16 protein-coding genes are annotated in these 15536 nt (G+C 54.9%); 9 read left to right on the forward strand and 7 right to left on the reverse strand.

Annotated features, from left to right (window positions below; all coding sequences use genetic code 11):
* The first annotated feature begins 112 nt into the window (after window positions 1-112).
* The 8 genes from thrS (at window position 113) to MSNKSG1_RS02650 (ending at window position 7481) form a co-directional block, all read left to right on the forward strand.
* Window positions 113-2038 (forward strand): threonine--tRNA ligase, encoded by a 1926-nt coding sequence (thrS, locus tag MSNKSG1_RS02615; protein ID WP_008937685.1) that lies wholly within the window; start codon window positions 113-115, stop codon window positions 2036-2038.
* Complete coding sequence (infC, locus tag MSNKSG1_RS18840; protein WP_083870947.1) at window positions 2035-2580, forward strand: translation initiation factor IF-3; 546 nt, start codon at window positions 2035-2037, stop codon at window positions 2578-2580. Before thrS ends, infC begins: the two co-directional genes overlap by 4 nt.
* 93 nt (window positions 2581-2673) lie before the next feature.
* Window positions 2674-2865, forward strand: a complete 192-nt coding sequence (gene rpmI, locus MSNKSG1_RS02625; protein WP_008937687.1) for a 50S ribosomal protein L35 — start codon at window positions 2674-2676, stop codon at window positions 2863-2865.
* 29 nt (window positions 2866-2894) lie between these two features.
* Window positions 2895-3248 carry a 50S ribosomal protein L20 gene (gene rplT, locus MSNKSG1_RS02630; RefSeq protein WP_008937688.1) on the forward strand — a complete coding sequence of 118 codons (354 nt, stop codon included), beginning with the start codon at window positions 2895-2897 and terminating at the stop codon, window positions 3246-3248.
* 137 nt (window positions 3249-3385) lie between these two features.
* Window positions 3386-4384, forward strand: a complete 999-nt coding sequence (gene pheS, locus MSNKSG1_RS02635) for a phenylalanine--tRNA ligase subunit alpha (protein ID WP_008937689.1) — start codon at window positions 3386-3388, stop codon at window positions 4382-4384.
* Between the two features lie 72 nt (window positions 4385-4456).
* Window positions 4457-6829, forward strand: coding sequence for a phenylalanine--tRNA ligase subunit beta (gene pheT, locus MSNKSG1_RS02640; protein WP_008937690.1), 2373 nt, complete (start codon window positions 4457-4459; stop codon window positions 6827-6829).
* Window positions 6830-6832: 3 nt separating this feature from the next.
* Window positions 6833-7135, forward strand: a complete 303-nt coding sequence (gene ihfA, locus MSNKSG1_RS02645) for an integration host factor subunit alpha (RefSeq protein WP_007151838.1) — start codon at window positions 6833-6835, stop codon at window positions 7133-7135.
* A complete protein-coding gene (locus MSNKSG1_RS02650) occupies window positions 7116-7481 on the forward strand; it encodes a MerR family transcriptional regulator (protein WP_008937691.1) in 366 nt (121 codons plus the stop codon). Before ihfA ends, MSNKSG1_RS02650 begins: the two co-directional genes overlap by 20 nt.
* A 72-nt stretch (window positions 7482-7553) precedes the next feature.
* Here the strand turns inward: MSNKSG1_RS02650 and MSNKSG1_RS02655 are convergent, their stop codons facing one another.
* The 7 genes from MSNKSG1_RS02655 to cyoA all read right to left on the reverse strand — a co-directional run bounded on the left by MSNKSG1_RS02655 (window position 7554) and on the right by cyoA (window position 13519).
* Window positions 7554-7742: a YgaP family membrane protein gene (locus MSNKSG1_RS02655; RefSeq protein ID WP_008937692.1), complete on the reverse strand. Its 189-nt coding sequence runs from the start codon at window positions 7740-7742 to the stop codon at window positions 7554-7556.
* A 155-nt stretch (window positions 7743-7897) separates the two neighbouring features.
* Complete coding sequence (locus tag MSNKSG1_RS02660; protein ID WP_040886583.1) at window positions 7898-8509, reverse strand: Yip1 family protein; 612 nt, start codon at window positions 8507-8509, stop codon at window positions 7898-7900.
* A gap of 242 nt (window positions 8510-8751) precedes the next feature.
* Window positions 8752-9642: a heme o synthase gene (cyoE, locus tag MSNKSG1_RS02665; RefSeq protein WP_008937694.1), complete on the reverse strand. Its 891-nt coding sequence runs from the start codon at window positions 9640-9642 to the stop codon at window positions 8752-8754.
* Window positions 9642-9968 carry a cytochrome o ubiquinol oxidase subunit IV gene (gene cyoD, locus MSNKSG1_RS02670; protein ID WP_008937695.1) on the reverse strand — a complete coding sequence of 109 codons (327 nt, stop codon included), beginning with the start codon at window positions 9966-9968 and terminating at the stop codon, window positions 9642-9644. The genes cyoE and cyoD overlap by 1 nt, the downstream gene beginning before the upstream one ends.
* Window positions 9968-10588 carry a cytochrome o ubiquinol oxidase subunit III gene (locus MSNKSG1_RS02675; RefSeq protein WP_008937696.1) on the reverse strand — a complete coding sequence of 207 codons (621 nt, stop codon included), beginning with the start codon at window positions 10586-10588 and terminating at the stop codon, window positions 9968-9970. The genes cyoD and MSNKSG1_RS02675 overlap by 1 nt, the downstream gene beginning before the upstream one ends.
* A gap of 2 nt (window positions 10589-10590) precedes the next feature.
* Window positions 10591-12582 (reverse strand): cytochrome o ubiquinol oxidase subunit I, encoded by a 1992-nt coding sequence (cyoB, locus tag MSNKSG1_RS02680; RefSeq protein ID WP_008937697.1) that lies wholly within the window; start codon window positions 12580-12582, stop codon window positions 10591-10593.
* A gap of 4 nt (window positions 12583-12586) precedes the next feature.
* Window positions 12587-13519, reverse strand: coding sequence for a ubiquinol oxidase subunit II (gene cyoA, locus MSNKSG1_RS02685; RefSeq protein WP_040886577.1), 933 nt, complete (start codon window positions 13517-13519; stop codon window positions 12587-12589).
* 626 nt (window positions 13520-14145) lie between these two features.
* Here cyoA and MSNKSG1_RS02690 point away from each other — a divergent pair.
* Window positions 14146-15536, forward strand: a 1391-nt coding sequence (locus MSNKSG1_RS02690) for a tyrosine-type recombinase/integrase (protein WP_008937699.1), incomplete at its 3' end; no start/stop codon positions are given.

Consider the following 15536-nt stretch of genomic DNA (forward strand, 5'->3'; position numbering starts at 1 on the left):
GGTTTTTTCTGTTAGACTGCCTGCCGGTCAGCCCGCGGTTTGTGTCGCGGTGAGCTGACGACATGTGATCTTTGGTATAGATCACCGCTGAGTCATTCACGAGGAGTTTTCCATGCCCGTCATTACCCTGCCGGATGGCAGTCATCGCAGTTTTTCCGAATCCGTAACCGTTCACGACGTTGCCGCAGACATTGGCGCGGGGCTGGCAAAAGCCGCTCTGGCCGGGAAAGTGGACGGTAAGCTGGTGGATACCAGTCATCTCATTGATCGGGACGCCGAGTTGGCTATCGTGACCGATCGGGATGAAGAGGGCGTTGATATTATTCGTCATTCCACCGCGCATTTGCTTGCCATGGCGGTCAAGGAGCTGTTCCCGGAGGCGCAGGTAACCATCGGTCCGGTGATTGATAACGGCTTCTACTACGATTTCAAATACGATCGACCCTTCACGAACGAAGACCTGGCCCGTATCGAAAAACGCATGGAAGAACTTGCGAAACAGGACATCCCTGTTTCCCGGTCGATCATGTCCCGGGATCAGGCGGTGACACTGTTTGATGAGATGGGCGAAGAATACAAGGTCCGGATCATCGAGGACATTCCGGGGGAAGAGGATCTTTCCTTCTATCGTCAGGGCGATTTCATCGATTTGTGCCGGGGGCCTCATGTGCCCAGCACCGGCAAGCTCAAGGCGTTCAAGCTGACCAAGGTGGCAGGTGCCTACTGGCGCGGTGACACCGGCAACGAGCAGTTGCAGCGGGTTTATGGCACCGCCTGGGGCAACAAGAAGGATCTCAAGGCTTACCTGCACCGCCTGGAAGAGGCGGAAAAGCGGGACCACCGCAAGATTGGCAAGAAGCTCGACCTGTTCCATATGCAGGAAGAAGCGCCGGGTATGGTTTTCTGGCATCCCGACGGCTGGTCGCTGTACCAGGAAATCGAGCAATACATGCGCCGCAAGCTGCACGGGCATGGTTATCAGGAGATCAAGACACCACAGGTGGTGTCACGTACCTTGTGGGAAAAGTCCGGCCATTGGGACAAGTTCAAGGATGACATGTTCACCACCGAGTCGGAGAAGCACGATTACGCAATCAAGCCGATGAACTGCCCCTGTCACGTGCAGGTGTTCAATCAGGGCCTGAAGAGCTACAAGGATCTGCCGCTGCGATTGGCCGAATTCGGTTCCTGTCACCGGAACGAGGCGTCCGGTGCGCTACACGGATTGATGCGGGTTCGCGGTTTCACCCAGGATGACGCTCACATCTTCTGTGAAGAGGATGCGATCCAGGCTGAAGTCTCCTCGTTCATCAAGCTGCTGCACGAGGTTTACGAAGACTTCGGGTTTACCGAGATTCTCTATAAGCTGTCCACCCGTCCTGAAAAACGCGTGGGCTCAGACGAGGTCTGGGACAAATCGGAAGCGGCTCTGGAAGAAGCCCTGAACCGCGAAGGTGTTGATTGGGAGTTGCTGCCCGGCGAGGGCGCGTTCTATGGCCCGAAAATCGAGTTCTCCCTGAAAGACTGCATTGGCCGGGTCTGGCAGTGCGGTACCATTCAGGTCGATTTCTCCATGCCGGGGCGTCTGGGCGCCCAGTATGTCGCCGACAACTCGGAGCGCAAGACGCCGGTCATGTTGCACCGGGCCGTGCTGGGCTCCTTCGAGCGCTTTATCGGAATTCTGATTGAAGAATACGAAGGTGCGTTTCCGGTCTGGCTGGCTCCGACCCAGGTTGCGGTACTCAATATCACCGATAATCAGCGTGATTATTGTCAGAATCTGGCGAAAAAATGGGATTCTTTGGGGTATCGGGTTAATGCTGACTTGAGAAACGAGAAGATCGGCTTTAAAATCCGCGAGCATACTCTTAACAAGGTTCCCTATCTGGTTGTTGTTGGCGATAAAGAAATCGAGAACAACGCCGTTGCAGTAAGAACCCGAAAAGGTGAAGATCTGGGAACCATGTCGGTCGACGAGTTCGAGAAGCTACTGGCTGCGGACGTCGAACGTAAAGGTAGAACCAAAACGGAGATCTGATTATTAAACAGCGAGCGAATCGGGGTGGGCGTACTCCTAAAGCGCCTATCAATGAGAATATTGACGCAACTGAAGTCCGTCTGATTGATGCCGAAGGCAATCAGGTCGGTATTGTTCCGATTGAGGATGCTCTCAAGCAGGCAGAAGAAGCGTCTCTTGACCTGGTTCAGGTTACGGATTCCGATCCGATCGTCTGTAAGATAATGGACTACGGCAAGAAGATCTTCGAAGAGAAAAAGGCCAAAGCGGCTGCCAAGAAAAAGCAGAAGCAGACGCAGGTCAAAGAAGTCAAGTTCCGTCCAGGAACTGAAGAAGGGGATTACCAGGTCAAACTACGCAACCTGGTACGTTTCCTTGAAAACGGGGACCGCGGCAAAATCACTATCCGCTTCCGTGGCCGTGAGATGGCACACCAGGAAATTGGTATGAAGCTCATGAACCGCATCGAAGTGGATATTGAAGAGCTGGCCCAGGTAGAACAGCGGCCGAAAATGGAAGGCCGCCAGATGACCATGGTTGTGGCGCCCCGCAAGAAGAAGTGAACCTGAATCAATGACCGGTCCCCCGCGTCGGCGGGGGATTTGTCGTTCAGGGTCATATTTGTTTTTAAATAATAGAATGCGGAGTTTTAAAAAATGCCGAAGATGAAAAGCAAAAGCGGAGCCACCAAGCGGTTCAAGAAGACCGCGACCGGCTTCAAGCACAAGCAGTCCTTCACCAGTCATATCTTGACCAAGAAGAGCCCCAAGCGTAAGCGTCAGCTCCGTGGTACCAAGCTGATTGCCAAGTCCGATGTGGCTTCCATCAAGCGTATGATCGCCAAATAAGCGTTTCACTGGTTAAGAAGGATTAAAGTATGGCTCGTGTAAAGCGTGGCGTGGTAGCACGTCGTCGTCACAAGAAGATCATGAATCAGGCCAAGGGTTACTACGGTGCCCGCAGCCGTGTTTATCGGGTTGCCAAACAGGCGGTTATCAAAGCCGGTCAGTATGCCTACCGCGACCGTCGTAACCGCAAGCGCGCGTTCCGCGCCCTGTGGATCTCCCGTATCAATGCGGGTGCCCGCGCAAACGGCCTGTCTTACAGCCGTCTGATCGCAGGCCTGAAGAAGGCGAATGTCGAAATCGATCGTAAGGTTCTGGCCGATCTGGCCATGAACGAGCAGCAGGCATTTGCCGCTGTGGTTGAGAAAGCCAAAGCGTCCCTGTGATCGCTTAAGATCTCTCATCGATTGCAGATCGATCGGGCGTCTCATGGAAACGTGAAGGCGCCTCCTGATAGGGGAAGGGCACGCTCTTCCCCTATTTTTGTTTTAACCTACCCCATTTCTGGTTTGGAGCAGGGTCGATGGAAAACCTGGAACAACTGGTTCAGGACGGTCTGAAAGCCGTAGAGGGCTCGGACAGCCTGCAGGCACTTGATCAAATTCGTGTGGAGTACCTTGGCAAGAAAGGCGTTATTACCCAGCAGGCCAAGACTCTGGGCAAGCTGTCTGCGGAGGAGCGACCCGCCGCGGGCCAGAAGATTAATGAAGCCAAGGGGCAGGTAGAACAGGCAATCAACGCACGTCGTGCGGAACTGGAAAAAGCCGCCATCGAAGCGAAGCTGGCCAGTGAATCCATTGATGTGACATTGCCTGGTCGTGGCCAGGATCTTGGTGGGCTTCATCCGGTTACCCGGACTCTCCAGCGGATCGAGGAAATTTTTGCCCGCGCAGGTTACAGCGTGGAACAGGGGCCGGAAATCGAAGACGATTACCACAACTTCGAAGCCCTCAATATCCCCGGTCATCATCCGGCCCGTGCGATGCATGACACCTTCTATTTCAATCCGGGCACGCTCCTTCGCACTCACACCTCGCCGGTCCAGATCCGGACCATGGAAGCCGGCACGCCACCGTTCCGTATGATCTGCCCGGGTCGGGTCTATCGCTGTGATTCCGATATGACCCATACACCCATGTTCCACCAGGTCGAGGGGCTGCTGGTGGAAAAGGACGTCAGCTTTGCCGATCTCAAAAGCACTGTGGAGGAGTTCCTTCGGGTGTTCTTCGAACGCGATCTGGAGGTCCGGTTCCGTCCGTCCTATTTCCCGTTCACGGAGCCCTCAGCCGAAGTGGACATTGAGTGGGGGCGTGAAGAAGACGGCAGCATCAAATGGCTGGAAGTGATGGGATGCGGGATGGTGCATCCGAAAGTATTCGATTATTGCGGTATTGATGCCGAGGAATATCGTGGCTTTGCCTTTGGTCTGGGCGTGGAACGCCTGGCTATGCTGCGCTACGGCGTAAACGATCTGCGCATGTTCTTCGAGAACGATCTGCGCTTTTTGCGCCAGTTCCGGTAATCCGGGCAGTTTCAAGGCGAAAACCGGCAATCAATCCAACAGGCGAAACCGCATCAGGATAAGGCATAAACCATGAAATTCAGTGAACAGTGGCTGCGCGAGTGGGTTAACCCGAACATTGGCTCCCAGGAATTGATGGACCAGATCACGATGGCCGGTCTGGAAGTGGATGGCTTCGAGCCGGTCGCCGGCGAATTCACCGGCGTTGTGGTAGGGGAGGTCCAGTCTGTCGAACCTCATCCCGACGCGGACAAGTTACGGGTTTGCCAGGTCTACGATGGCCTGGAGACGGTACAAGTGGTTTGTGGTGCCCCCAACGTCCGGCAGGGGCTGAAAGTGCCTTTTGCGGTTGTCGGAGCGGTTTTGCCCGGTAATTTCAAGATCAAGAAAGCCAAGCTTCGTGGCCAGCCATCCCAGGGGATGCTTTGTTCCGAGTCAGAACTTGCGTTATCAGACAATCACGATGGCCTGATGGAGCTTCCGGGCGATGCTCCGGTCGGTCAGGACATGGCTGATTACCTGAAACTCAACGACATCACCATTGATGTCGACCTGACGCCGAATCGCAGTGATTGCCTCTCGATCAAGGGCATAGCGCGCGAGGTTGGCGTACTCAACAGCATGCAGGTCGCGGAACCGGATATTCAGCCAGTGCCAGCCGCACACTCTGAGGTGCCTGAGATCCGGGTGGAAGCACCGGAAGGCTGTCCGCGATACCTGGGACGCATTCTGCGCAATGTAGACCTGCAGGCAGCCTCGCCCCTGTGGATGCAGGAAAAGCTGCGCCGCTCCGGGATCCGATCCATTGATGCTGCGGTGGACGTCACCAACTACGTAATGCTGGAGCTGGGTCAGCCGCTGCATGCCTTCGACCGCGAGGAGATCCAGGGTGGCATCGTGGTACGCATGGCAAAGCCTCAGGAAAAACTGGTCCTTCTTGACGGACAAGAGGTTGAGCTGACGGAAGATACACTCGTTATTGCCGACCACGAGAAGCCGGTGGCGATTGCCGGCGTGATGGGGGGCGAGCATTCCGGAGTCAGCCCCAAAACCCGGGATCTTGTTCTTGAGGCAGCCTATTTCGATCCGATTACCTTGGCCGGAAAGGCTCGCCATTATGGCCTTCATACCGACGCTTCCCATCGTTTCGAGCGTGGTGTCGATTACAAGCTCGCGCGGGATGCCATGGAGCGCGCCACTCAGTTGCTGATGGATATCGTCGGCGGAGAGCCGGGCGAGATCGTGGAAGTTGCCAGCAAGGACGAGTTGCCCTCCGACCGCGTGGTAGATCTTCGTGAAAAACGGCTGGCCGATGTGCTCGGACTGGCTATTGATCGTACGACCGTGGAAGAAATCCTGACCCGTCTCGGCATGCCCGTCGAGAAGTTGCTCAAGGACGGATGGCGGATTTCGGTTCCCAGTTTCCGTCCGGATATCACGATTGAGGAAGACCTCATCGAGGAAGTAGGGCGGATTTTCGGGTACAACAACCTGCCGGTTACCGAGCCGACCGGGTCTCTGGGTTTGCGGGTCAGGGAAGAAGCCAGGCGTCCTGTCTCCGCCATCCGAAACTACTTCGTCGATCAGGGATACCAGGAGGCAGTGACCTACAGCTTTGTCGATCCTGCAGTGCAGAAGCTGGTTGATCCGGACCGTGATGGCATTGCACTGGCAAATCCGATTTCGGCGGACCTTTCGGTCATGCGCACAACGCTCTGGAGCGGTCTTCTGAAAACCGTGGCGTACAATCAGAATCGCCAACAACCGAGGATCCGGCTGTTCGAAACCGGACTCCGGTTCGAGCAAAACGATCAGCGCATTGATCAGCAGCCCATGCTGGCCGGTGTTGTGGTGGGTAACCAGTATCCGGAAAACTGGGTTAACGGTCGCAGAACCGCCGATTTTTTTGATGTAAAAGGGGAGTTGGAGGGATTGTTCCGGCTGCTGGGGATCGAAATCCAGTTTGTCGCCAGTCAGCATCCGGCGCTGCATCCGGGCCAGACTGCCGAATTGATGCGTGATGGCGAGCATGTCGGGTGGCTGGGCACGTTGCATCCACAAGTTCAGAAAAATCTGGAACTTAATGGCACGATCCTGATGTTTGAGCTATTCTTGAATTCAATCGTCACGGGTTATGTGCCTAATTTCAAAGAAATTTCAAAATTCCCGGAGGTTCGCCGGGATTTGGCCATCATAATCGGTGCCGACGTGGCGTTCTCCGATGTTGAGCGTGTGGCAAGAAAACATGCCGGCGATCGCCTGACAGCGTTGCGTGCGTTCGATGTATACGAAGGCGAGAGTCTCGGTGAAGGTAACCGGAGCCTCGCGTTGAGCCTTTTCTGGCAGCATCCTGAGCGCACCTTGAACGAGGACGAAGTGCATTCGCTCTTCACCGGTGTGATTGACGCATTGAAAGAAGAGCTGGGGGCAACACTGAGGAGTTGAGAGATGGCGGCTTTGACGAAAGCGGAAATGGCAGAGCGCTTGTATGAAGAGCTTGGGTTGAACAAGCGCGAGGCCAAGGAAATGGTGGAAGCTTTTTTCGATGAGATCAGAGGCGCACTCAGCCATAACGAACAGGTGAAGTTGTCGGGCTTCGGCAACTTCGACCTGCGGGACAAGAAGCAGCGGCCGGGAAGAAACCCCAAGACCGGTGAAGAAATTCCGATCAGTGCGCGGCGTGTTGTAACGTTTCGACCAGGACAAAAACTAAAGCAAAAAGTGGAAGCGTATGCTGGAACCCAGTCATAACAACGAACTACCTGCCATCCCGGGAAAGCGTTACTTCACCATCGGGGAAGTCGCGGAGCTCTGCAACGTCAAGGCGCACGTACTGCGATACTGGGAGCAGGAATTCCCTCAGTTGTCACCGGTCAAGCGCCGGGGCAACCGCCGCTATTACCAGCGCGCGGATGTAATCACTATCAGGCAGATCCGTAGCCTGCTCTATGACCAGGGATACACGATCGGTGGCGCCAAACAGAAATTGAGCAGTCACGAGGTCAAGGACGATACATCCCAGTACAAGCAACTGATTCGGCAGATGATTACTGAACTCGAAGAGGTGCTTGAGGTCTTGAATACCCCGGTAAAATAGGAGGAGGGGTGTCTCCCCCTCCATCAAACCTATGAGGCCACTATCCGGTGGTCTCGGTCCGCTTTTTTATCTTCAGGATTTTCTGCAGGTTTTTATGCCCAGCAAGGTGTAGAGCGGGCATATTCCCACCAACCCCGTAATCAGGGGTACCAGGCCTATCCAGCCCCACGGAGTCTGCGGGCCAACAAATACCAGCGCCAACAGCACGACGCCGATCAACGTACGAAGGGTTCGATCAACTCCACCCATATTGATTGACATACCTTAGCCTCCAGCTCGTAATAACAGAATGTTCTGTCCTTATTATAGTAGGCGGAGTTGAAGTGGTATTGCTTGAGCCGTATCAATAAACGGTCCAACTGCGAGGTGAGGGGCAGAGAGGTTACTGAAAGCCACTCTGCCCGCAAGGGGCCTTGTCAGAAGCGGAATAGCCAGGGCAGGAGGACTTCGCCGTAGCCCCAGAGAATGACGGTTACCGAGAGCAATGCCTCAAGGATCAGAACGCCCACTGCCAGTGTGGTACTGGAGACAATAAAGCCCTCCTCGGAACTGATGCCCAGAAAGTAGGGGATACCCAGGTAAAGAAGATAGGCGCTGAGACAAAGACCGATAATGCCCGCGAGCAGGCACAGCCAGACGAGCGGGTAAACAGCGGCGATACCGCTGAGGAACATGGGCGTGGCTATGTAGCCTGCGAAAATCACGCAGCGACGGGAGCTGGGGGGCTTTCTGAACCGTTTTGCCATGGTCCGGATCACGTGGCCGACCGCGACGACAGCCGCCAGGATAGCCACGTAGAAGGCGATACCGGCGAGCAGCGCGCTAAACAGGTCCAGTTTGATGAAAGGATGGTCGCCACCGAATCCCCAGCCTACCTGGGTTGTGCCTATGAAGGCACAGACGACCGGTATTGCGGCCAGGATCAGCACATGGTGTGCGTAGAGATGACGAACGGACTCGTGTTCTCTGTCGATCTCCTTCCACTCAACCTTGGGATGGGTCAACAGGCCCCATACATGCGTCAGCATAGTTTCACCCTCATCTTCTTGCCGGTGGTTATCGACATCCTGTCGCATCGGGCTGCCCGGAAGGACGCCCTTCCTGTTTGGTCTCACTAGTAAGGTATAGCTGAATATGAGCGACATTGCGTAACGGAGTTACGCGCGTGAGTTCACATGAATCAAGGAATCTGGAAAAGGGAAAGACGGTTGGGGTGGGGGAGGGGAAAGGATAAAAGGAAGCGGGCGCCCGAGGCGCCCGCTATGGTCAATCAGCCAAGGAACGGGGGCAGGTAGGCGTTGATGCCCATCATGAGGCTCAGGACGCAAACGGTCAGGATCGAGAAACCAAAGTTCCCTTTGGCCCATTTTATGTCTTCCCGGGTGCTAAAACCTGCCAGGCCCAGTTTGAGCCAGTACAGTCCCATCAGCAGGACGACCACGAAGTAGGCGATGCCCGTGTACCCGGCAACCGTCAGGCACAGTGCCGACGCTGTAAAGGCGGCGGTGTAGGCGACGATATGATACTTGGCCGTGTGCACACCTTTGGCGACCGGAAGAACCGGGATGCGTACCCGCTGGTAGTCACTGAACCGGAAGATCGCGATGGCATAGGAGTGCGGCATCTGCCAGAGACAGAAGGTGACCAGCAGGATCAGCGCGCCTGTATCGAACTGGCCCTTGACCGCACAATAACCAACAACCGGAGGAACCGCACCGGAAAGGCTGCCAATCAGCGTTCCATGAACGGATTGCCGCTTGGCATACAGGCTGTATACGCCCACGTAGATGGCGAAGCCGAAGATGGCCAGCCCGACCGTCAGTAGGTTGATGCCCAGCAGCAGGGTAAACCCTGCAAGCCCCAGCGCCGTGGCGAAGCCGAAGGTCGTGGCCGGTGTGATGGTGCCCCGGACCAGGGGGCGGTCCTGGGTACGCTCCATCACGGCGTCGATGTCGCGGTCAATCAGGTTATTGAACGCGCAGCCGGACGCGATGACCAGGCCGAGGCCGATCAGTACCGCCACAAACAGGCCGGGGTTGAACTCACCCTGGGCGGCCAGGAAATAGCCGCCCATGACCGAGATGGAATTTCCGAAGATAATCCCCGGTTTGGTGAGTGCAATGAACTGCCGCAGCACGTCCTTTACAGACGTGCCGGCCATTACATCAAGTTGATGTTGAGGTGATACATAATCCACACTGTGCCACCAATGATCAGGGTGAGAATGACGGCGGTAAAAAACACGAACGAGCCGGAATCCCGCCCTTCCTGTGTCTTCAGGTTCATGTGCATGAACAGGATCAGCTGCAGGAGAACCTGCAGCACCGCCATGATGACAATGGTCACGATCACGGCGGTTTCATCGAAACCACCGTTCATGACCATACCAAACGGAATAACAGTCAGAACGATCGACAGGATCAGTCCCATTACATAGGACTTTACGCTGCCGTGGCTGCCGCCGTCGTGGGATGTAGAAGTGCTCATCACAGAACTCCCATGAGATAGACAAAGGTAAACACGCAGATCCAGACGATGTCCAGGAAGTGCCAGAAGAGACTCAGGCACAGAATGCGCGGGCGAGTCTTTTCTGTCAGGCCCTTGGTGAACAGCTGGATGAACATGACGAGCATCCAGAGCAGGCCAAAGCTTACGTGCAGGCCGTGAGTGCCTACCAGCCCGAAGAAGGACGACAGGAAGCCGCTGCGATCCGGGCCAAAGCCTTCCTGGATCAGGTGATGGAACTCATAGATTTCCATGCCGACGAAGCCTGCGCCAAACAGGAAGGTCACGGCGAGCCAGCCTTTGACCTGTGCGAGGCGATCCTTGTTCATGGCCAGAACCGCCATGCCGTAGGTAAAACTACTGAACAGCAGCAGGAACGTCTCGATCAGGACGAAGTCCAGTTCGAACAGCTCCTTGGAGGTCGGGCCACCGGCGGTGCCATTGTGCAGCACCGCGTAGGTCGCAAACAGGGAGCCGAAGATGATCAGGTCGCTCATCAGGTAGATCCAGAACCCGTACATCTTCAGACCAGTCATATCGTGGTGTTCTTCGTGGCCGCCATGGGCGGCCACGTGTTGATTAGTCATCGTATCTGTTGCCATGTTTAAGCCTGCATCTTGACGCGGTTGTAGTGCTCGGTTTCCATCCGCTTCACTTCCTCGGCCGGGATGTGATAGTCGGTGTTCTCACTGAAGATCCGCGCCATGAAGGCAGCGAACATGCCAATGGCACCAACACCAACCATCCACCAGATATGCCACACCAGGGCGAAGCCAAACACGATGCTGAAGAGGCCCATGATCGGACCCGCATTGGTGTTATGCGGCATATGGATGTCGTTGTATTCGACGGACTCGGGATCCTCGAGTTGGGCTTTGCCCTGAGTCTTCTGCTTATCTGCCCAGTAGTTGTCGATCGAGTGGATCTCAGGCAGGTGCGAGAAGTTGTAGTACGGGGGCGGTGAAGCGACGGCCCATTCCAGGGTGCGACCGTTCCACGCATCGCCGGTGATGTCCTGGTTCTGCTTGCGGTCGCGGATGCTGACATACAGCTGGATCGCGGTGCACAGAATGCCGCAGAGGATCAGCACAGCGCCGAACCAGGCGACAATCATCAGCGGCTGCCAGTCAGTGTTGGCATAGCTCTGCATCCGGCGGACAGCGCCATCGAAGCTCAGGATGTACAGCGGCATGAAGGCCACGTAGAAGCCAACCAGCCAGAACCAGAATGAACGCTTACCCCACTTCTCATTCAGTTTGAAACCGAACGCTTTCGGGAAGTAGAAGGAGTAACCGGCCATCATGCCGAACACCACGCCGCCGATGATGACGTTGTGGAAGTGGGCAATGACGAACAGGCTGTTGTGCAGCACGAAATCGGCGCCAGGCACGGCCAGCATCACACCGGTCATACCGCCAAGGGTAAAGGTGATGATGAAGCCCAGGGTCCACAGTACCGGAGAGGCGAACTCGATGCGCCCGCGGTACATGGTGAACAGCCAGTTGAAGATCTTCACGCCCGTCGGTATCGCGATGATCATCGTCATGATGCCGAAGAAGGCGTTTACGTTGGCGCCCGCACCCATGGTGAAGAAGTGGTGCAGCCAGACAATGAACGACAGAACACCGATGGCCATGGTGGCCCATACCATGGTGTTGTAGCCGAACAAAGGCTTCTTGGAGAAAGTGGAGATCACTTCCGAGAAGACACCGAATGCCGGCAGGATCAGGATGTACACCTCAGGATGGCCCCAGGCCCAGATGAGGTTGATGTACATCATCAGGTTGCCGCCCATGTCGTTGGTGAAGAAATGGAAATCGAGGTAACGATCCAGGGTCAGCAGGGCAATGGTCGCGGTCAGAATCGGGAAGGCCGCGATGATCAGCACGTTGGTGACCAGGCAGGTCCAGGTGAAGATCGGCATGCGGAAGAGGGTCATGCCCTTGGTGCGCATCTTCATGATGGTCACGAAGAAGTTGATGCCGGTCAGAGTGGTACCAATACCGGATATCTGCAATGCCCATATCCAGTAATCAACCCCGACGCCGGGACTGTATTTTGCGCCGGATAGCGGGGCATAGGCCAGCCAGCCTGTCTTGGCAAACTCACCAACGAACAGTGAAACGTTGACCAGTACAACGCCCGCCGCGAACAGCCAGAAGCTCAGGTTGTTCATGAACGGGAAGGCCACATCACGCGCGCCAATCTGGAGCGGAACCAGCAGGTTCATCAGGCCGATAACCATCGGCATGGCAACGAAGAAGATCATGATCACGCCGTGGGCGGTGAAGATCTGGTCGTAGTGCTCAGGCGGCAGGTAACCTTCTGCGCCACCGGCGGCCATGGCCTGCTGGGTACGCATCATGATGGCATCCGCAAAGCCGCGAATAAGCATCACCAGGGCCACCAGGAAGTACATGATGCCCAGTCGTTTGTGGTCGATGGAAGTGATCCACTCTCGCCAGAGGTAGCCCCACTTCTTGTTCAGGGTAATCCAGCCAACGACACCGGCACCAACGATCGCGATTATGGCAACCGTGACCATGATGATCGGCTCGTGGAAGGGAATTGCGTCCAGGGTTAATTTTCCGAACATAGTATTACTCCACTGCCTCTGCGCTCACGCGCTCGCCATGCTCTGAGTTACTGACTTCACCATGCTCGCCTTTGTCTTCCACGCCCTTGCGGAAGCCGTCGAGGATATTGTTGTAGAGGTTTGGTGAAACGCTTGAGAAATACTGAACCGGGTTTTCTTCGCTCGGCTCGGCCAGTTCCTGGTAGTTACCCTTGTAGGAAAGGGTCTTGTCAGACGCCTTCACTTTGGTAATCCAGTTCTGGTAATCCTCTTCTGAAACGGCGTGAGCCTTGAATGTCATTTCAGAGAAGCCGGCGCCGCTATAGTTGCTGGAGCGGCCTTCGAATGTGCCTTGCTCATCGGCAATCAGGTTGAGTCTGCTATCCATTCCCGCCATGGCGTAAATCTGTGAGCCCAGGGTCGGAATCCAGAAGGCGTTCATGACCGTTCCGGAAGTGATCTGGAACTCGACAGGACGATTTGCCGGGAAGGTGATTTCATTGACCGTCGCAATGTTCTGCTCCGGGTAAATGAAGACCCATTTCCAGTCCAGCGACACGGCCTGAATCACGACCGGTGGCTTGTCGCTGTCGGTTTCCAGCGGCTTGAACGGGTCAAGGCTGTGGGAGGTGATCCAGGTCAGAACGGCCAGCACCGCGATGATCACACAGGGGATGAACCAGACCACAACCTCGATGGCCGTGGAATGGGCCCAGTTGGGCTTGTAGGTTGCGTCCTTGTTACTTTCGCGATAGCGATAGGCAAAGAGCAGGGTCATGACAATGACGGGAATGACGACAATCAGCATCAGCACGAATGCTGTGATAATCAGGACACGTTGTTCTTCACCGACCTGTCCCTTGGGATCCATTAGCGCCGAGCTGCACCCTGATAGCAGGAGTGGCAAGGCGGCTAACAGAACGGCGCCCAGGGCGCGTAAGTAGCTCTTCTCTCTCATTTCTCAACCTCATTTGAGCAGCACAGACATGGCCTGAACAGCACGCTCACATGTAGTTAGCTATTTGGAATGGATGTTTCAGGATCGTTTTTCAGGCAGCGCGAACCGGGCGGCTCAGTGGTAGCCGACGAAAATTGATCCTCCTGCAGAAATCGGCGCCAATATTGGGGGAAGTCAGCGCTCGTTTCCACTGATGAGTTGATTTAGGTCAAGGAGGTAATTTGAATTGAGTGTTTGGCCGGTCTACCCGCGAAAATTGCGACCTGGAGGGGAAAGCGGGCGAGGTTTTTGGGCTGGCCAGAAAACAAAAAAAGGCACGCCCGAAGGCATGCCCTTTTGTTCAAATCTGGTCGGGACGGCAGGATTTGAACCTGCGACCCTCTGCACCCCATAAGCAATTTTATCTGATTTCTTTCGGTTCAATCTGTTGTATTCCGTTTCCGTTTATTTGTATTAACTTCATGTTTTAAAAGGAAAAATATAGCATTTACTTGTGCTTTAAGAGCTATCTTGTGGCAATCCGTTGCAACTGTACCCAGCACAGAATCGCGTTGGTTTTGCACCGGAAACTGTCCCCAGACAGCCCTCATTTTCCTGGTAAACAATCTGAAACGGAAACTAATAGAATGGCTAAAAAAGCGAAACCAGTGCTTCCCAAGAGCGCAGAATCTGCTGATAAGCAGATCAAGCAACTCCTTCCTGAGAATACGGATCAATACATTCGGGATTCTGTGATTCCCGGGCTGGTATTGCGTCTGACTCCGGCCAATAAACGGTTCTGGCACCTGCGATATCAGTCAAAAATCGGCCTTAAAAAAACCGTTGGTCGGAAGTACACGATGGGGTCCTTCGATGAAGGTATGACCGTAAAAAGGGCTCGGCGTCTGGCAGAGGAACTGCGAGTCCGCATTCGACAGGGTTTCGATCCAATTGAAGATCGGAAGCGGAAAGCCGAGGAACGCAAAATGGAGCAAGAGCGTGTCTTGGCGGAAGCGCGCTCGCTCATCACCCTGAATGAAGTTGCCGAGAATTACGCTCTCAAACTGGCCAATCCCGTCAGTGGACATAAAGATGGAGGAGCAGGGGTCATGGCCCTTCTTGATAATCACTTGCTCGGCCGTTTTGGCTCTATGCCAATCAAAAACTTCCGTCGTGAACATATGTTCGAAGCGGTTGATGTTGCGTTAGCGCGCGGCCATAACCGCACCGCCAACGCGATACTCTCAAATACCAAAAGTCTCTTTCGTTTTGCCGTAAAGCGTGAATACATCGAATTTTCACCAATCGATGTGTTGAATAAGCGGGATGCTGGCGGTCCTGACCCGATTCGTGATCGCGTGCTGTGCGCAACTGATTTCAAGCAAGACGAGCTTCATGAGCTGTTTCTGCTTCTGCCCGATGCTGGGCTGACAATCAACAATCAGATTGCCATCCATTTGTTACTGGGCACGGCTTGTCGGATTGGAGAGCTCATGCAGGCTCGGTGGCATGACGTGGATTTCGAGAAACGTTGCTGGATCATTCAGGCGGAAAATTCCAAGAATGGCGATCCGCTGCGCGTATATCTGTCCGACTACACGTTGAGCTGGCTCGAAAAGCTTTACGAGTTGTCAGGTCATACCGAATTTTTGTTTCCCAGCAGGTCGAAAGCCGGACACATGCTGCCTAATTCTGTTAGCAAGCACATCTCGGATCGTCAGAAAGGACCAGACGGTAAGCAGCTTCAAAAGCGAACGCCCCACCATTCGGCTCTTATCTTGCCTGGGGGCCATTGGACTATTCATGACTTGCGTCGAACAGCATCAACGCTGATGCAAATGCTCGGTATTTCGCCGCACATTATTGACGAGTGCCAAAACCATAGGACGGGCGGGGTTGTGAGGAGGCGTTATCAACATGGCTCCTACTACGAATCTATGAAACTTGCTTGGAGCATGCTGGGTCATGAACTGGCGACGTTGCAGGGGCCGTCGCCTGGTGCTCAGTTGCTCAGTCAAATTGAGGTTGAACCGACGGT

The organism is Marinobacter santoriniensis NKSG1 (assembly GCF_000347775.1).
GTDB lineage: Bacteria > Pseudomonadota > Gammaproteobacteria > Pseudomonadales > Oleiphilaceae > Marinobacter > Marinobacter santoriniensis.